Source organism: Mesorhizobium sp. BH1-1-4 (genome assembly GCF_020165665.1).
Classification (GTDB): domain Bacteria; phylum Pseudomonadota; class Alphaproteobacteria; order Rhizobiales; family Rhizobiaceae; genus Mesorhizobium.
This window is the reverse complement of record NZ_JAIUIN010000019.1, coordinates 79,045-94,927: the sequence shown is the minus strand read 5'-3', so window position 1 is coordinate 94,927 and position 15,883 is coordinate 79,045. Positions and strand designations below refer to the sequence as shown.

General features: G+C 63.7%; 19 protein-coding genes. 3 read left to right on the top strand and 16 right to left on the bottom strand.

The window, feature by feature from the left end; genetic code table 11:
* Positions 1–59 precede the first annotated feature (59 nt).
* The 6 genes from LB569_RS24970 to gcvA form a co-directional block, all read right to left on the bottom strand.
* Positions 60–830 (bottom strand): L-iditol 2-dehydrogenase, encoded by a 771-nt coding sequence (locus LB569_RS24970; protein WP_224694472.1) that lies wholly within the window; start codon positions 828–830, stop codon positions 60–62.
* Positions 831–841: 11 nt separating this feature from the next.
* A complete protein-coding gene (locus LB569_RS24965; protein ID WP_224694471.1) occupies positions 842–1,846 on the bottom strand; it encodes an ABC transporter ATP-binding protein in 1,005 nt (334 codons plus the stop codon).
* 49 nt (positions 1,847–1,895) lie between these two features.
* Positions 1,896–2,720, bottom strand: coding sequence for a carbohydrate ABC transporter permease (locus LB569_RS24960; protein WP_224542314.1), 825 nt, complete (start codon positions 2,718–2,720; stop codon positions 1,896–1,898).
* Between the two features lie 11 nt (positions 2,721–2,731).
* Positions 2,732–3,604, bottom strand: a complete 873-nt coding sequence (locus LB569_RS24955) for a carbohydrate ABC transporter permease (RefSeq protein ID WP_224542313.1) — start codon at positions 3,602–3,604, stop codon at positions 2,732–2,734.
* 123 nt (positions 3,605–3,727) lie between these two features.
* A complete protein-coding gene (locus LB569_RS24950; protein WP_127871260.1) occupies positions 3,728–5,038 on the bottom strand; it encodes an ABC transporter substrate-binding protein in 1,311 nt (436 codons plus the stop codon).
* A gap of 219 nt (positions 5,039–5,257) precedes the next feature.
* Entirely contained in the window at positions 5,258–6,163 is a 906-nt protein-coding gene (gene gcvA, locus LB569_RS24945; RefSeq protein WP_140703133.1) for a transcriptional regulator GcvA, read from the bottom strand.
* Positions 6,164–6,274: 111 nt separating this feature from the next.
* On the opposite strand from gcvA, the gene LB569_RS24940 reads away from it, so the two are divergent.
* Positions 6,275–6,460: a hypothetical protein gene (locus LB569_RS24940; protein ID WP_224694497.1), complete on the top strand. Its 186-nt coding sequence runs from the start codon at positions 6,275–6,277 to the stop codon at positions 6,458–6,460.
* Positions 6,461–6,485: 25 nt separating this feature from the next.
* Here the strand turns inward: LB569_RS24940 and LB569_RS24935 are convergent, their stop codons facing one another.
* Complete coding sequence (locus tag LB569_RS24935) at positions 6,486–7,445, bottom strand: sugar-binding transcriptional regulator (RefSeq protein WP_140703135.1); 960 nt, start codon at positions 7,443–7,445, stop codon at positions 6,486–6,488.
* A gap of 242 nt (positions 7,446–7,687) precedes the next feature.
* Here LB569_RS24935 and LB569_RS24930 point away from each other — a divergent pair, with 242 nt between their 5' ends.
* A complete protein-coding gene (locus LB569_RS24930) occupies positions 7,688–8,323 on the top strand; it encodes an HAD family hydrolase (protein ID WP_224694470.1) in 636 nt (211 codons plus the stop codon).
* A gap of 316 nt (positions 8,324–8,639) precedes the next feature.
* Here LB569_RS24930 and LB569_RS24925 read toward each other — a convergent pair whose 3' ends face one another.
* The 9 genes from LB569_RS24925 to ureC form a co-directional block, all read right to left on the bottom strand.
* Entirely contained in the window at positions 8,640–9,407 is a 768-nt protein-coding gene (locus tag LB569_RS24925) for a class II aldolase and adducin N-terminal domain-containing protein (protein ID WP_224694469.1), read from the bottom strand.
* 81 nt (positions 9,408–9,488) lie between these two features.
* On the bottom strand, positions 9,489–10,130 hold the full coding sequence (gene ureG, locus LB569_RS24920) for an urease accessory protein UreG (protein ID WP_224694468.1): 642 nt from the start codon (positions 10,128–10,130) through the stop codon (positions 9,489–9,491).
* A complete protein-coding gene (locus tag LB569_RS24915; RefSeq protein ID WP_224542308.1) occupies positions 10,127–10,567 on the bottom strand; it encodes a DUF3995 domain-containing protein in 441 nt (146 codons plus the stop codon). The genes ureG and LB569_RS24915 overlap by 4 nt, the downstream gene beginning before the upstream one ends.
* The gene (locus LB569_RS24910; protein ID WP_224694496.1) at positions 10,564–11,253 is read right to left on the bottom strand and encodes an urease accessory protein UreF; all 690 of its coding nucleotides are present in this window, start codon (positions 11,251–11,253) and stop codon (positions 10,564–10,566) included. The genes LB569_RS24915 and LB569_RS24910 overlap by 4 nt, the downstream gene beginning before the upstream one ends.
* Positions 11,228–11,812, bottom strand: coding sequence for an urease accessory protein UreE (ureE, locus tag LB569_RS24905; protein WP_224694467.1), 585 nt, complete (start codon positions 11,810–11,812; stop codon positions 11,228–11,230). Before ureE ends, LB569_RS24910 begins: the two co-directional genes overlap by 26 nt.
* Positions 11,809–12,414, bottom strand: coding sequence for a glutathione S-transferase family protein (locus LB569_RS24900; RefSeq protein WP_224694466.1), 606 nt, complete (start codon positions 12,412–12,414; stop codon positions 11,809–11,811). Before LB569_RS24900 ends, ureE begins: the two co-directional genes overlap by 4 nt.
* 44 nt (positions 12,415–12,458) lie before the next feature.
* Positions 12,459–13,052 (bottom strand): hypothetical protein, encoded by a 594-nt coding sequence (locus tag LB569_RS24895; RefSeq protein ID WP_140703148.1) that lies wholly within the window; start codon positions 13,050–13,052, stop codon positions 12,459–12,461.
* Entirely contained in the window at positions 13,037–13,549 is a 513-nt protein-coding gene (locus tag LB569_RS24890; protein WP_224694465.1) for a DUF29 domain-containing protein, read from the bottom strand. The genes LB569_RS24895 and LB569_RS24890 overlap by 16 nt, the downstream gene beginning before the upstream one ends.
* Before the next feature lie 61 nt (positions 13,550–13,610).
* Entirely contained in the window at positions 13,611–15,323 is a 1,713-nt protein-coding gene (ureC, locus tag LB569_RS24885) for an urease subunit alpha (RefSeq protein WP_411970253.1), read from the bottom strand.
* A gap of 167 nt (positions 15,324–15,490) precedes the next feature.
* On the opposite strand from ureC, the gene LB569_RS24880 reads away from it, so the two are divergent.
* Complete coding sequence (locus tag LB569_RS24880) at positions 15,491–15,868, top strand: hypothetical protein (RefSeq protein WP_224694464.1); 378 nt, start codon at positions 15,491–15,493, stop codon at positions 15,866–15,868.
* Positions 15,869–15,883: the final 15 nt, after the last annotated feature.

Below are 15,883 nucleotides of genomic sequence, written 5' to 3'. Positions count from 1 at the left end.
CCCGCGGCGCCTTCTCCGGAGGAAAAAAGAGAAGCGCCTTCGCCCTCAACCCATCCTTTTCAACTCATCCATTGGCCGCCATCGACATTGTAGGTCTGGGCGACGATGTATTCGGCCTCGTCGCTGGCGAGGAACACGGCCATGCCGGCGAGATCTTGCGGCTTGCCCATGCGGCCATACGGCACGCCCTCGCCGACCAGCCGCTTCTTCTCGCCCTTCGGCCGGTTCTCGTATTTGGCGAACAGGGCGTCGACCTCGTCCCACATGTCGCTGTCGACGACGCCCGGCGCGATGCCGTTGACGTTGATACGGTGCTTGATCAGGTCGAGTCCGGCCGATTGGGTGAGCGAGATGACCGCGGCCTTGGTGGCGCAATAGACCGCGACCAGGGGTTCGCCGCGACGCCCGGCCTGGCTCGCCATGTTGATGATCCTGCCGCCCTTGCCCCGCGCGATCATCGAGCGGGCGGCGGCCTGCAGCATGAACAGCGTGCCGGCGACATTGACGGAAAACAGTTTTTCGTAGCTCGCCCGGGATATCTCCACGATCGGCGCCAGGTCGAACAGCGCGGCGTTGTTGATCAGGATGTCGAGGCCGCCGGTCTTGTCCTCCACCGCCTTCACCGCCGCGTCGATGGAGGCCTGGTCGGTGACGTCAAGCTTCAGCGCATAGGCCTTGTCGCCGATTTCGGCCACCGTCTTTCGCGCCGCCTCCAGGTTGATATCGGCAATCGCCACGGTGGCGCCTTCGCGCACATAGGCTTCGGCGAAGGCCCTGCCGATGCCGCGTGCCGATCCGGTGATCAGCGCCGATTTGCCTTTCAGCCTCACTGTCCCATCCCTCACTGGGCCATCGCTTTTCCGTCGGGGCCGAAGCGATGCAGCTTGGCCTTGTCGGGGGTGAGATAAATGCTGTCGCCGTGATGGACGCTGAGTTCGCCGTCGGCTCGCACCGTCAGCGGACCGACGCCATCGGCCTGGACGTGCAGGAAGGTGTCGGAGCCGAGATGCTCGGCCACGCCTACAGTGGCCTTCCATTCTCCCGCCGTGGTCGAGATCTGCATATGCTCGGGCCGGATGCCGATGGTCTTGGCGCCGTATTTGGCCGCGGGCGCGCCCTCGATCAGGTTCATCTTCGGCGACCCGATGAAGCCGGCGACGAACAGGTTCTTCGGCGTCTTGTAGAGCTCCATGGGCGAGCCGACCTGCTCGATATTGCCGGCGTTCAAGACGACGATCTTGTCGGCCATGGTCATGGCTTCGACCTGGTCGTGGGTGACGTAGATCATGGTCGTCTTCAGTTGATGGTGCAGCTCGCTGATCTCGAGCCGCATCGTGCCGCGCAGTGCGGCATCGAGGTTGGACAGCGGCTCGTCGAACAGGAAAGCGGTCGGCTGACGCACAATGGCGCGACCGATGGCGACGCGCTGGCGCTGGCCGCCGGAAAGCTGGCCGGGACGGCGTTCGAGGTAATTGGTGAGGTTCAAGACGCGCGCCGCGTCTCCCACCTTCCTGTCGATGGTGGCCTTGTCTTCGCCGGCCATCTTCAGCGGGAAGCCGATGTTCTTGGCTACCGTCATATGCGGGTAGAGCGCGTAGGACTGGAACACCATGGCGAGCTTGCGCTTGGCCGGCGCCTCGCCGGTGACGTCACGGCCATCGATGTTGATGCTGCCGCCGCTGGTGTCCTCCAGCCCGGCGATGAGCCTGAGCAGCGTGGACTTGCCGCAGCCCGACGGGCCGACGAAGACGACGAACTCGCCATTCTCGATCACCAGGTCGAGGCCGGGGATGATGGACGTCGATCCAAAGGATTTGGAGACGTTCTTGAGCGTGATGTTTCCCATGGTTTCCTCCCCGAGGGTTCTTTTTCGCCGATTGCTTCAGGCAAACGTCTTACTTCACCGCGCCAAAGGTCAGGCCGCGCACCAGCTGCTTCTGGCTGAACCAACCCATGATCAGGATCGGCGCGATGGCCAGCGTCGAGGCCGCCGAAAGCTTGGCCCAGAACAGGCCTTGCGGGCTGGAGAAGGAGCTGATGAAGGCGGTGAGCGGCGCGGCGTCCGTGGTCGTCAGCCGGATCGTCCAGAACGCCTCGTTCCAGGCCAGGATGATGTTCAAGAGCATGGTCGAGGCGATGCCCGGCACCGCCATGGGCGTCAGCACATAAATGATCTCGTTCCACAGCGATGCGCCGTCCATGCGCGCCGCTTCGAGGATCTCGCCGGGGATTTCGCGGAAGTAGGTGTAGAGCATCCACACCACGATCGGCAGGTTGATCAGCATCAGCATGACCATCAGGCCGATGCGCGAGTCGAGCAGGCCGGCGTCGCGGAAGATCAGGTAAATCGGGAACAGCACGGCAACCGCCGGCATCATCTTGGTGGACAGCATCCACATCAGGATGTCCTTGGTCCGCTTGGTCGGCGAGAATGCCATCGACCATGCCGCCGGGATGGCGACCAGCAGGGCCAGGATGGTCGAACCGACCGACAGCAGCACCGAGTTCAGGAAGAACTTGAAGTAGCCGCTCTGCGCCTGGACCTCGGCATAGCTTTCGAAGGTTCCCGACGGGATCAGGTTGAAGCCCTGGATCGCCTCCTGCTCCGACTTGAAGGAGGTGATGATCGTATAGAGGATCGGGAAGAAGATCAGCAGCGCGACGATCCAGGCGGCAATTGTCGCGATTGTCTTGTGCTGGGTGGTGACTGAGCGTGCCATCTTGACCTCCCTTACTTGTCCAGGTTCTTGCCGACGGCGCGCATGGCGAAGAAGGCGACGATGTTGGCGAGAATGACGGCGATCACGCCACCGGCGGATGCCTGGCCGATTTTGAACTCCAGCAACGCCTTCTGGTAGACGAGGAAGGGCAGGTTGGTGGAGGCGTAGCCGGGGCCGCCATTGGTGGTCACCAGGATCTCGGCATAGACCGAGAGCAGGAAGATCGTCTGGATCAGGATGACCACGGTGATGGCGCGCGACATGTGCGGCAGCGTCAGGTAGATGAAGCGGCTGATGAAGCCGGCGCCGTCCATCTCGGCGGCTTCCTTCTGCTCGCCGTCGAGAGACTGCAGCGCGGTGAGCAGGATCAGTGTCGCGAAAGGCAGCCACTGCCAGGCGACGATGATGATGATCGCCGTCATCGGATGCTGCCCGAACCAGTCGATCGGCTGGGCCCCGAAGAAGCGCGCTATATCCGCGAAGACACCATATTGCGGGTGCATGATCATGTTCTTCCAGACCAGTGCGGCGACCGGCGGCATGACGAAGAACGGCGAGATGACGAGGATGCGCACGATCCCCTGACCCCACATCGGCTGGTCGATGAGCAGCGCCAGCAGGATGCCGCCGATTACCGTGATCAGAAGCACGCTGACCACCAGGACAAGCGTGTTGAGGATCGACTGCAGGAAGGCAGGGTTGGAATAGAACAACGCGTAGTTCGAGAGGCCAACGAAGCCATCGCGGACGGGGTTGAGCGGATTGTACTGCTGGAAGGAGAACCACAGCGTGAGCGCCAGCGGCACGATCATCCAGACGAACAGCAGCACCACGGAAGGCGCCATCATGAAACGGGCAAGCGAACGGGTCTGCTGAGTAGCCATGACGGTCACCCTTCAAGGATCAGACTGAATTTTCACAGGCGTTGGAAAGGCGGCCGCCCGAACTGGGTTTCGGGCGGCCGTTGCCGGTCGAGGAGGTGACCGGCATTCGGCACCGGGAGGAGCCTACTTGATGTAGCCGCCCTCGGTCATCGCCGCGGTCGCGGCGTCCTGGGCCTGCTTCAGTGCGTCGTCGACGCTCGACTGGCCGGCAAGGGCCGCCGAGAACAACTGGCCGACGGTGGTGCCGAGGCCCTGGAACTCAGGGATGGCGACGAACTGCACGCCGACATAAGGCACCGGCTTGACGGTCGGATGCGTCGGGTCGGCGGCGTTGATGGAGTCCAGCGTCATCTTGGCGAACGGAGCCGCCTTCTGGTACTCGGCGTTCGCATAAAGCGAGGAGCGGGTGCCCGGAGGTACGTTGGCCCAGCCTTCCTTCGACGCGACGAGCTCAGCGTAATGCTTGCTGGTCGCCCAGGAGACGAACTTCTCGGCTGCATCGGCCTTCTGCGTACCGGCGGGGATCGCCAGCGACCACGCCCACAGCCAGTTGCCGCGCTTGCCCAGGCCGTTGTCGGGCGCCAAGGCATAGCCGACCTTGTCGGCGACGGTGGAGTTCTTCGGATCTGAGACGAAGGAAGCGGCGACGGTGGCGTCGATCCACATGCCGCACTTGCCCTGCTGGAACAGCGCCAGGTTCTCGTTGAAGCCGTTGGACGAAGCGCCTTCCGGACCGTCGGCCTTCATCAGGTCGACATAGAACTGCAGCGTCTTCTTCCATTCCGGCTGGTCGAACTGCGGCTTCCAGTTCTCGTCGAACCAGCGGGCGCCGAACGAATTCGACATGGCGGTCAGGAAGGCCATGTTCTCGCCCCAGCCGGCCTTGCCGCGCAGGCAGACGCCGTTCACGCCATTGGCGCGGTCGGTCATCTTGTCGGCGGCCTGCTTGATGAAGTCCCAGGTCGGCGCGTCGGGCATCTTGAGGCCGGCCTTCTCCATCAGGTCCTTGCGGTACATGACGAAGGAGCTCTCGCCGTAGAAGGGCGCGGCGTAGAGCTTGCCGTCGACCGAGAGGCCGCCAGCGATGGCCGGGATGATGTCCTTGGCGTCGTAGTCGTCGCCGAGCTTGTCGAGCGGCAGGAGCCAGCTCTGCTTGGCCCAGATCGGAACCTCGTAGGTGCCGATGGTCATCACGTCATACTGGCCACCCTTGGTGGCGATGTCGGTGGTGACGCGCTCGCGCAGCACGTTCTCTTCGAGCGTGACCCAGTTGAGCTGGATATCGGGGTTGGCCTTGGTGAAGTCGTCGGTCAGCTTCTGCATGCGGACCATATCGCCATTGTTGACGGTGGCGATGGTGATGGATTCGGCATGTGCGGCGAACGCCAGCGCGCTGGCCGAGCACAAGCCCAGGATGAGCGTACGAAGTTTCATCAAATTCCTCCCATGGACCAAGATGAGCATTTGCCTTGGCTGTGGGCAATTACTCACTAAGTGTGAATTATGTCAAGCCGGATTCGATGCTGCAGCGCAGCAGCGGGCTTTGCCGATGGACAACCGACGGATGAAAATGGAGGCGGCGAGCCGCGCGCGCCGGACATCAGGCAACGGGACAGCAAGGAGTCCAGTATTGAAGCGGGCGCGACGGACCGGTCAGCAGGCGATCTCGGCCAGCAGCCAATCGCGGAAGGCGCGGATCTTGGGCACGTTGCGGCGGGCTTCCGGATAGACCAGCCAATAGGCGTGGCCGTCGTCGCCGACCAGGTCGAATGGCTGGACCAGGCGACCGTCGGCGAGTTCGGCCTTGAACAGAGCCCGGGTCAGGATCGCCACGCCATGGCCCGATATGGCCGCGTTGGCTTCATAGGCTTGCGCGCCCATGCTGCTGCCCGGCCGCTTGGCAAGGTCATGGCTGTGCACGCCGGCGGCCTCGAACCATTGCGTCCACCAGATATCGCTGGGATCGAGGATCGGCAGCTTGAGCAGATCGGCCGGTTCGTTGATGCCGCCGATGCTTGCCGCAAGCTTCGGGCTCAGCATCGGGGTGAAATCGGCATCCAGCAGCTTATGGGCTTCCAGCCCCGGCCATTTGCCGCCGCCCGAGCGGATGGCGAGGTCGACGTCCTCGCGGGCGAAATCCGTCAGCCGGCTCGACGTTTCGAGCCGCACGGCAAGCGCGGGATGCGCGATCTGGAACGCGCCCAGATGATGCGCCAGCCAATTCGAGGCGAAGGTCAGCACCGTGGTGACACATAGCAGCCCGTCCGCGCCGCCGCGCGCGGCGGCATAGGCCTGGCTGAGGATGGCAAAGGCCTCGCTGACCGCCGGCGCCAGTCGCTGGCCCGCTTCGGTCAGTTCGATCTGCCGCGGCCGGCGCAGGAACAACGGCGCGCCGACGCGCTCCTCCAGCACCTTGATCTGATAGCTGACCGCTGCCTGCGTCATGGCGAGTTCGCCGGCAGCCTTGGTGAAGGAAAGATGCCGGGCCACCGCCTCGAACACCCGGATCGCCTGCAATGGAGGCAGCTGCGAAACCTGCGACGTGCTGAGGTCAGGCATAAGGCGTCCTTATGGGTCGTTATCGACGTTCGATTGGCAAAGGCGGCCGGCAAGGCCGACATTCATCCTCAACCCGTCATTCGGGTCTCAGGATAGCGAAGGTTGACGATCATGACCATGACGCAGCAAAAATGCACTCCCGCCCCCGATCATCGCTGGATTTCGTGGCTTGTGGACGGTTTCGGCTGGTTCGGGACCAGGAAAAAGGCGCATCTCGATATCAGGGACCTGTCGCCGCATCTGCAGCGCGACCTCGGTTTCCTCGATGGCAACGACCCTTTCGGCCGTCACCAATAGCCTTGGTGGCTTTATCGCAAAACAGTCAGATGCCGCCCAGCAGGGCGGCGGCCGTGCGCTCGTCGGTGATGAGCCCGTTGACCAGCCGGCGGTTCACGGCGGCCAGGATGCCGGGCAGCTTGCGCTCGCCCATGGCGAGCGCGATGACCAGGGACTTCTCGCGCGACGGCAGCGCCGCCGACGACACCCGATCGTTGGTGATGCCTTCGATCATGCGGCCCTCGCGATCGAACACCCAGCCGACGATTTCTGCGACGCCACCCGCCTTCTGCAGCGCTTTCAGTTCGCTTTCGGAAATGAAGCCGTCCTCGTAGAGCGGCGCCTTCGGGCCGAGGTCGCCGATGCCGATGAAGGTGACGTCGGCTTCCGCCGCAAGCGCCAGCGTCGGCTGGATCATCGGCTGGTTGAGCAGCATTTCGCGCTCCTGCGGTGAGGAGGCGATGACCGGCAGCGGCATCGGGAAGGACCGCGCCTTGACCCTGTCGGCCATGGTGAAGATGACGTTGTAGAAGGCGGCCGAACCGTCCGGCGAGATGTTGCCGGTCAAGGACACCACCTTATGCTGCGGACATTCCATCGGCGGCAGCTGTTCGATCGCCGCTTTCAGCGTGCGCCCGGTGCCGATGCCCATGACGATTGGTGTCGGCGATCGCAGCCGCCGTTCGATCTCGGCGGCGGCGGCTTCGGCGATACCGATGGTGGTGGAGGATGAATTGGGATCGCTCGGCACCACCTCGACAAGGTCGAGCGCGAAGCGCGATTTCAGCCGCGCCGCGAGGTCCAGGCAATTGGCGATCGGATGATCGACGCGGACCTTGATCAGGCCTTCCGACACCGCCAGCGACACCAGCCGCTGCGCCGTCTGGCGTGAGATGCCGAGCGTGGCGGCGATCTGGTCCTGTGTGTTGCCGGCAACATAATAGAGCCATCCGGCGCGCGCCGCGTCGTCCAGCCTGTTGCTGCCGCCATCCTGCCGGGTATTCACGTGCTGCCTCCCCGAAACCCGCCGATCAGGCGGTCCCTATCAGTTTCGCAGGGAATGACCGACTGCGCAATTGTCAATCTCAGGAGCAAATGCTTGCCCTGCACACAATGAAAATTCTCCGCCAACATCTGTTCGGAGCAAGCGCGACGGGGTTCCCTTTCCGTCAGCGGCCATGTTCTATCGCCGTCAAAGGTTTATCTCCCGGCGCAAACCCTTTAAGGGATCGCAAAAAGGAGCGCTGCATGACACCGAAGGCGGTTTTCTGGGACATGGACGGCACGCTGGTCGACAGCGAACCGCTGCACGAGGCGGCCCTCATCGCGGCGATGCGCAATGTCGGCCTGACGCCGCCCGACGACCTGCATGAGCGCGTGCTGGGCGTTGCCGCCTGGCCGGTCTACGAAATGATGCGCGACGAGTTCGGGCTGCAACTGCCCTTCGACGAGTGGATCGTTCATAAGTATGAGCATTACATGCCGCTGGTCGAAGGGCTGAAGCCACGCCCGGGCGCGATCGAGGTCTTCAATGAATTGCGCGCGCTCGGCGTGCAGCAGGCGGTGGTCTCCAACTCGGACCGGATGATCGTCGACGCCAATCTGCGCATGGTCGGTCTCACCTATCCCGGCATGAAGACGATCAGCCGCAACGACGTGCGCGAAGGCAAGCCGCATGCCGAGCCTTTCCTGCGCGCCGCCTATCTGGCCGATGTCGATCCCGCGTACGCCGTGGCGGTCGACGACAGCTGGCCGGGCGCCATGGCGGGGCTGGCGGCGGGAATGAAGACCATCTTCTGGCCGGAAGCGCCGATGGAAGGACCGCCCGGCGCCGTCGTCATCAACAGCGCCGAGGAATTGCGCAGAGAATTGGGGTTGAGCTAAACAGGGCGTCTGCCGCGCTGGTCGACCCCCACTCCGTCGAGCTTCGCCGAGCCACCTTGCCGGGGCGAGCCACGGGTCTCGCCCGTCCTTCGGACCCCCCGATCGACGGGGTAGAGGAAAGCGCCAGGACTTTGCCGTTAACGCTTGTCAAGTAAGACTCCCTTCCTTTCCCTCCGGAGGGGGGAAAGGTGGCGCTGCGAAGCAGCGACGGATTGGGGGAACCACGTGGCAATCAAGCGTCGCGCCGATTAGTCACGCAAGTCACAGAAGATATGTACATGGCGTAGCGTAAACGGCGAGAGGGAAGAGTCCGGTATCAGTTCCTGTACACCGGCTCCTGCTCGTCGAGGATCGCCTTCAGCTCGGCGAGATGGCGTTCAGCCTGGCCGGGATAGTCGTCCATCTCGCTCGCCGCCTTCTCGGCGATGGCGTCGGAGAGCGTCCGCAGCGGCCGGCCGGTCCACAGCGCCTTGATGTAGGTTTCGGCGGCGCGCTCGAAATAGAACATGCGGTTGAAGGCGTCGGCGACGGTGTCGCCGATGACCAGCACGCCATGGTTGCCCATCACCATCACCTTGACCTTGGGGTCGGTGAGAAGCTGTGAGCAGCGCTCGCCCTCCTCCTCGAAGGCCAGTCCGCCATAATGGGCGTCGACCACGTGACGATTGAAGAACATCGCCGAATTCTGGTCGATCGGCGGCAGCGTCGAGTCGGCGAGCGAGGCCAGCACGGTGGCGTGGATCGAGTGGACGTGCATGACGCAGCGCGCGTGCGGCACATTGCGATGGATGGCGCCATGCAGGCCCCATGCCGTCGGGTCGGGCGCATTCGGCCCGGAAAGCGTTTCGGGGTCGTTGGCGTCGATTTCGATCAGGTCGCTCGCCTTGATGCGCGAGAAATGCACCTGGTTCGGGTTCATCAGGAACCTTGTGCCGTCCTCGTTGACGGCCAGCGAGAAATGGTTGGCCACCGCTTCGTGCATGTTGAGCCGCGCCGTCCAACGGAAGGCGCAGGCGAGATCGACGCGCTCTTGGTAGAAGGGCAGGTTGGTCAGCGTTTCCTTCTGCAGGCGGGCAATGCTCATCGTAAGAAATCCTCCGGTTTCGGCAAGAATGCCGCGCCGCGCTGGTGCCCGCAACCGCTTTCGCTTGGTGCAGGAGACCAGCTATGCCGCCGTGCTCGCGGCGCCAATGGTTCGCAGCCCGCCACGCTCGACGATGAAATCGATGACCTCCCGCAGGCCCTTGCCGCGCGAAAGATCGGTGAAGCCGAACGGACGCTTGCCGCGCATGCGGCCGGCGTCGCTCTCCATGACATCGAGATTGACGTTCACATAGGGCGCCAGGTCGCTCTTGTTGATGACGAGGAAATCGGAGCGGGTGATCGCCGGGCCGCCCTTCCTCGGGATCTCCTCGCCCTGGCAGACGGAGATGACGTAGAGCGTGAGATCGGCAAGGTCCGGCGAGAAGGTGGCGGCCAGATTGTCGCCGCCGGATTCGATGAAGATGATGTCGAGATCAGGGAATTTGCGGTTCAGCTCAGCGATGGCCTGCAAATTGATCGAGGCGTCCTCGCGGATGGCGGTGTGCGGGCAGCCGCCCGTCTCGACGCCGACGATGCGGTCCTCCGGCAGCGCCTGCAGCCGGGCCAGCATCATCGCGTCCTCCCTGGTGTAGATGTCGTTGGTGACGACGGCGATGGAAAACTCGTCACGCAGCGCCTTGCAGAGTTTTTCGGTGAGCGTCGTCTTGCCGGAGCCGACGGGGCCGCCAATGCCGATGCGAAGAGGACCGTTGGGTTGTGTCATGCCGGAAACTCCATGATGGCGAGGACCGCGAAGCCGAGCCCGATCAACAGGCACAGCGGCGAATAGAGACTGGTATCGAGCCGGGCGAAAGGCTGTTGCGGCGCCAGCCGTCGCCACCAGGGCGTGAACCCGGCAATGCCGCGTCCCAGGAACACCAGGCCGATCAGCATGGCCGTGGCGGCAAGCCCCTCCCTTGGAAAGGGCGAGGCAAAGAACCCGATGAGGGCGAGAGGCCACAGCGTTGCCAGGCCAAGGCAAGCGGCAACGGCGAAACTGGCTGATGGCGTCGGCATTTCGTCGACGCCGCGAAAGCCGACGACGGCATGGGCGCAGGACGCCGCGTCGCTGCCCGGCCAGATGCCGCCGATGCCCCAATAGACATGCAGCGCCGTGATCAGCAGCAGGACGAAGGAGAGGACGAAGGCGAGCAGGATCATGAACGGAACAATCTTGAATACTGTGTTTCATGTTTCATCGCGATGATGTCGGAGACGAAGGCGCAGCCGCCGAGGTCGTCGGGCGAGGACCTCGCGGCGCGATCGGCGGTCGCAATGGCCAGTCCTTCAAAGCCGGCTAATAATGCGATCGCATCGTTCTGTCCGATGACGCCGAGCCGGATCGCGGCCTGGACGAGGTTGGAGAAGAAGGCTTGCAGGAAGGCGGACAGCGCGTCCCGTAGCGCAATGCCGTTGCCGCCGGCGACAGCGCCGACAGCGATGCAATAGGCGCATTCGGCCGGCAAGCGCTCCAGCACGGAATTGGGCCAGGCGCCGGCCGCTTTCAGGAAGGCCGCTCCCTGCAGCATGGTCTCGGCGTGGCGTTCGCGCGAGCCGGCCAGTGCCTCCGCCAGCGCGGCGACCTCGGCCAGATCGCCGCCTTCGTGGGCGCGGCGCCAGCTCTCGGCGAACAGCACGGCATCGTTCCAGCCCGATCCCATCTCGACCAGCGTCTCCAGCCAGGACGCGAGGCTGCCGCCGTCGCTCACCAGCCCGTCATGCACGGCGCGCTCGAGGCCATGGCTGTAGGAGAAGCCGCCAACCGGAAAGGCCGGCGACAGCCACGCCATCAATCGCAGCAGGGCGATGCCGGACGGCTGATCAGTCATGGTCGTGGTGGTGGTCATCATGTGAATGGGAATGACTGTGCGACTCGCCGTGCGCGTGGGAATGGGCTTCAGCATGGCTGTGGGCATGGCCGTGGTCGTGCCCTCCCCCATGGCCGGAATAGGCGCCGCGCACCGGCTTGAACGGCTCCAAGGCGTCGCGCACCGTGGCGCCGAGCCCCTCCAGCATCGCCTTGATGACGTGGTCGCGCAGGATGAGGATACGGTGCGCCTCGATGCTCGCGGCGAGATGGCGATTGCCGATATGCCAGGCGATTTCGGTCAGATGCACCGCGTCGCGGGCGCGGATGTCATAGACCTCCTCGGGCGCCGCGACGATCTCGATTTGGCCGCCATCCTCCAGCACCAGCCGGTCGCCATCGTTCAGGGCAACAGGCTCGGGCAGGTCGACCAGCACCTTACCGCCATCGGCAAGTTCGATGGCGCGGCGGCGCAGATGCCGCTCGTCATGGGCGAGAACCGCACGGCCCGATGGCGCGGTGGTCGTGGCCGTGCCGGCTGACAGCACCGAGACGGCGCGCGGAAATTTGGTGAAGTCGGTGTTGAGATTGAGCTTCATTTCATGGAGCCTCCGTTAGCCTGTGCCCGCGCCCGGGCGGGGCGCGAAAGCACGCGATCGAAATAGGCGTTGACGCGATCGGATTCGATCGGGAAGCGGCCGGCGCGGGCCCAACCGCCCATGTCGCCGAGCATCACGTCGACAGCGGAAAACCGGTCTCCGAGTGCGAACGGCTTGTCGCCGAGCCGTCGATCCAGCGCCTTGACTTCCGTGGCGAAGTCATAGGCTGCCGCGGGGCCGACATCCACCCGCACTTCCCTGGGCAGGAGGAAACGATGACGCAGCTTGTTCCACAGCGGCGCTTCGAACTCCGACTGGGCAAAATGCATCCAGGAATCCATTTCGGCGCGGCCAGCGAGGCCCGGATTGGCGCCCAGGCCTCTGTCGGCGTGTTTGTCGGCGAGATAGACGCAGATCGCCGCCGAATCCGTCACCGTCAGTTCACCGTCGATGAGGATCGGCACCTTGCCCGACGGGTTGAGTTCGTAGGCTTCCGGCGAGCGGAACTTGACCTCGACGAATTCATAGGGCTGCCCGAGTTCCTCGAGCATCCAGAGGACGCGGCTGACCCGGGATCCGCGCGATCCGACGGCCTTGTACATGGTTGAACCCTGCATTCGCGGGAACTTTAGACCATCCCGCGCGGTCATACGATGGTGTCGAACAGCCGCAGGATGAACGATATCTGATAGATCAGCGCCGCCGTGACGAAGGCGATGTGGAAACGGCGTTCGCGCACCAGGATCGCGGCGATGCAGAGCGCGACGAAGATCGGCGTTCGGAACAGATATTCATTGCCGAAGCGGGCGAAATGCTCCGGCCCTTTCAACAGCGTGTCGATGACATCGAGCAGATAGGTCGCGCCCAACAGGCCGAAAAACCAGCCTCGGCGCGAATAGAAATAATCCTCGTAGCTGGTGTAATCGAGCATCGAATCCGGGAACAGCAGCGCGCAGAGCAGGAACAGCGTGATGGCGTAGAAGATGATGAAGAGGTATTTGCCGAAGGTCCAGGTTTCGATGGTGTAGAGGCCGAACTCCCACCACCAGAAATGCACCAGCATCAACAGCACCGAGGCGACCCAGGCCAGGTGCACGGGATAGAGCCGGTACTGGCCTGGATGCTGGACGATGCGCGCCACCCCCGACAGCAGGCGTGCGACGCCAAGCCCGATCACCATGCCCATGACGATGCGGATATGCGGGAAGATGTCGTGGGGAGAGGCTATTTCGGTGGCCATGCCTGGTCGCGAATGAGTTGATCCGGCAACCAAGGGACGCCAGGGAAAAATTCCTGATCGAGCACGTCGGCGATTTGATAAGGACAATCGATAGGAAGATTCCTTCCAGGCATGCCCGTTTCGTCAATTGCTTTCAGCCTGGCAAACTCGAACTCGCTGGAAAGCTGCTTTCCAGGATAGGCCTTCAAGCTTGGGCTTTCATCTATGAGCTTCTTGATCTGATACCGCTGCTCCCGAATGGTGAGCAACCAACCTGCCTTGCGTCGCTCTGCTTGGAACTGCCACTTCAGCAAATGCAAAAGCAGCGTTCCAAGTCGGTTCGCAATCTCCCTCTTGTCGCTCCGCCCCAAGCTCTCGATCTCCTCGGCAAGATTCTCGCGATCGAGGTCGGAAAGACGACCTTGGCGCAGCAGCGCGCCCTGCTCGGCGCACCACTGAGCATAGTCGGCCTCAATGGGTGTAGACTTATGCCGCTGCTGTATCTGGACCTTGTTCATGGTCGCATAATGCGCCGTTTTAGGCCCCAAGCCAATCGCCGTCCGCCAATCACTGTTCGCGTCAAAACAGAAAATACCGCTGTGCCATCGGCAGCACGGTCGCAGGCTCGCAGGTCAGCAATTCGCCGTCGGCACGCACCTCGTAGGTTTCGGGATCGACCTCGACATGCGGCGTGGCGTCGTTGAGCACCATCGAATGCTTGCCGATGCCGCCGCGGGTGTTTTCGACAGCCATGAACTGCTTGTCGACGCCAAGCCGGCCATGCAGCCCTGACTCCAGCGCGGCTTTCGAGACGAAGGTCACGGACGAGTTGGTCCGGGCTTTGCCATAAGCGCCGAACATCGGCCTGTAGTGCATCGGCTGCGGCGTCGGGATCGAGGCGTTGGGATCGCCCATCGGGGCGGCGGCGATCATGCCGCCGATCAGCACCATGTCGGGCTTGACGCCGAAGAAGGCCGGGTTCCACAGCACCAGGTCGGCGCGCTTGCCGACCGCGACCGAACCGATCTCCTTCGACAGGCCATGCGCGATCGCCGGATTGATGGTGTATTTGGCGATGTAGCGGCGGACGCGGAAATTGTCGTTGTCGCCCGTCTCCTGCGGCAGCGAGCCGCGCTGGCGCTTCATCTTGTCGGCGGTCTGCCAGGTGCGGATCGCCACCTCGCCGACGCGGCCCATGGCCTGGCTGTCGGACGAGATGATCGAGAAGGCGCCGATGTCGTGCAAAATGTCTTCCGCCGCGATGGTCTCCTTGCGGATGCGGCTCTCGGCGAAGGCGATGTCCTCGGGGATCGACGGCGACAGGTGATGGCAGACCATCAGCATGTCGAGATGCTCGGCCAGCGTGTTGACCGTGTAGGGCCGCGTCGGGTTGGTCGAGGAAGGGATGACGTTGGGCAGGCCGCAGACCTTGATGATGTCGGGCGCGTGGCCGCCGCCGGCCCCCTCGGTGTGGAAGGCATGGATGGTGCGGCCCTTGATGGCCGCTACCGTGTTCTCAACGAAGCCGGATTCGTTGAGCGTATCGGTGTGGATCATCACCTGCACGTCGTGGTCGTCGGCGACCGACAGGCAGCAATCGATCGCCGCCGGCGTGGTACCCCAATCCTCGTGCAGCTTCAGCGAACAGGCGCCGCCCAGAACCATCTCCTCGAGCGCCGCCGGCAGCGAGGCATTGCCCTTGCCGGACAGGCCGATGTTCATCGGGAAGGCGTCGAAGGACTGGATCATGCGCGCCATGTGCCATGGCCCCGGCGTGCAGGTGGTGGCCAGCGTGCCATGCGCCGGGCCGGTGCCGCCGCCGAGCATGGTGGTGATGCCCGACATCAGCGCCTCCTCGATCTGCTGCGGGCAGATGAAATGGATATGCGCGTCGAAGCCGCCCGCGGTAAGGATCTTGCCTTCGCCGGCGATGATCTCGGTGCCGGGGCCGATGATGATGGTGACGCCATCCTGTGTGTCCGGGTTGCCGGCCTTGCCGATTGCCGCGATGCGGCCGTCCCCGAGGCCGATATCGGCCTTGAAGATGCCGGCGCTGGCATCGATGACCAGCGCGTTGGTGATGACGGTGTCGACCGCGCCGCCAGCGCGGGAGACCTGGCTCTGGCCCATGCCGTCGCGAATGACCTTGCCGCCGCCGAATTTCACCTCCTCACCGTGGATGGTGAAATCCTTTTCGACCTCGATGAAGAGTTCGGTGTCGGCGAGCCGTACTCTGTCGCCGACCGTCGGGCCGTACATCTGGGCGTAAGCGGCACGGGTTAGTCTGGCCATCAGCGATTGCTCCCGAAATGCGGTGTTGGTGAAGCCGGGCTGCACATTGCCGCCGTCCAATGGTCACGCAATGACCCGCTGGACGACACCTTCCGGACCCATTTCGCGGTTGAGGTTGACAGGTCACCCCCCAACGACCGTTTGCCCAATCGATGGAAGGAAAATCCATGCGCAAAACGATAGTTCTTGCAGCCGCCGCCAGCCTGATGCTGGCGGGCGCCGCCAGTGCCCAGCAGCAGCCCGCGCAACAGCCCGCTCCGATTGCCCCCGCTCCGGCCGCCCCTGGCGGTCAGCAAGCCGCGCCGGCAATCCAGAGCGTCAACGTCATCGACATCAGCGAGCTGCCGAAGGACACCCAGACGCAGGTCAACCAGGTGATCGCCCAGCGTGGCGATGCCGGCCTGCAGAAACTGCGCAGTTCGATCGACGCCACGCCCAAGGTTAAGTCCGCCCTCCAGGCCAAGGGCATGACCTCGGCTCAGGTGGTCGCGGCCAGCATGGAGCCGAACGGCGCGCTGACCCTGATCACCAAGAAAGCCAGCTGACGAACCGGCGCGGCG

What these genes read in the sequence shown, in the direction of transcription:
- LB569_RS24965 (WP_224694471.1), bottom strand. Translation starts at nt 1,846, where the DNA reads ATGGGAAACATCACGCTCAAGAACGTCTCCAAATCCTTTGGATCGACG.
- LB569_RS24960 (WP_224542314.1), bottom strand. Translation starts at nt 2,720, where the DNA reads ATGGCACGCTCAGTCACCACCCAGCACAAGACAATCGCGACAATTGCC.
- LB569_RS24955 (WP_224542313.1), bottom strand. Translation starts at nt 3,604, where the DNA reads ATGGCTACTCAGCAGACCCGTTCGCTTGCCCGTTTCATGATGGCGCCT.
- LB569_RS24950 (WP_127871260.1), bottom strand. Translation starts at nt 5,038, where the DNA reads ATGAAACTTCGTACGCTCATCCTGGGCTTGTGCTCGGCCAGCGCGCTG.
- gcvA (WP_140703133.1), bottom strand. Translation starts at nt 6,163, where the DNA reads ATGCCTGACCTCAGCACGTCGCAGGTTTCGCAGCTGCCTCCATTGCAG.
- LB569_RS24940 (WP_224694497.1), top strand. Translation starts at nt 6,275, where the DNA reads ATGACCATGACGCAGCAAAAATGCACTCCCGCCCCCGATCATCGCTGG.
- LB569_RS24930 (WP_224694470.1), top strand. Translation starts at nt 7,688, where the DNA reads ATGACACCGAAGGCGGTTTTCTGGGACATGGACGGCACGCTGGTCGAC.
- LB569_RS24925 (WP_224694469.1), bottom strand. Translation starts at nt 9,407, where the DNA reads ATGAGCATTGCCCGCCTGCAGAAGGAAACGCTGACCAACCTGCCCTTC.
- ureG (WP_224694468.1), bottom strand. Translation starts at nt 10,130, where the DNA reads ATGACACAACCCAACGGTCCTCTTCGCATCGGCATTGGCGGCCCCGTC.
- LB569_RS24915 (WP_224542308.1), bottom strand. Translation starts at nt 10,567, where the DNA reads ATGATCCTGCTCGCCTTCGTCCTCTCCTTCGTCCTGCTGCTGATCACG.
- LB569_RS24910 (WP_224694496.1), bottom strand. Translation starts at nt 11,253, where the DNA reads ATGACCACCACCACGACCATGACTGATCAGCCGTCCGGCATCGCCCTG.
- ureE (WP_224694467.1), bottom strand. Translation starts at nt 11,812, where the DNA reads ATGAAGCTCAATCTCAACACCGACTTCACCAAATTTCCGCGCGCCGTC.
- LB569_RS24900 (WP_224694466.1), bottom strand. Translation starts at nt 12,414, where the DNA reads ATGTACAAGGCCGTCGGATCGCGCGGATCCCGGGTCAGCCGCGTCCTC.
- LB569_RS24895 (WP_140703148.1), bottom strand. Translation starts at nt 13,052, where the DNA reads ATGGCCACCGAAATAGCCTCTCCCCACGACATCTTCCCGCATATCCGC.
- LB569_RS24890 (WP_224694465.1), bottom strand. Translation starts at nt 13,549, where the DNA reads ATGAACAAGGTCCAGATACAGCAGCGGCATAAGTCTACACCCATTGAG.
- ureC (WP_411970253.1), bottom strand. Translation starts at nt 15,323, where the DNA reads ATGGCCAGACTAACCCGTGCCGCTTACGCCCAGATGTACGGCCCGACG.
- LB569_RS24880 (WP_224694464.1), top strand. Translation starts at nt 15,491, where the DNA reads ATGCGCAAAACGATAGTTCTTGCAGCCGCCGCCAGCCTGATGCTGGCG.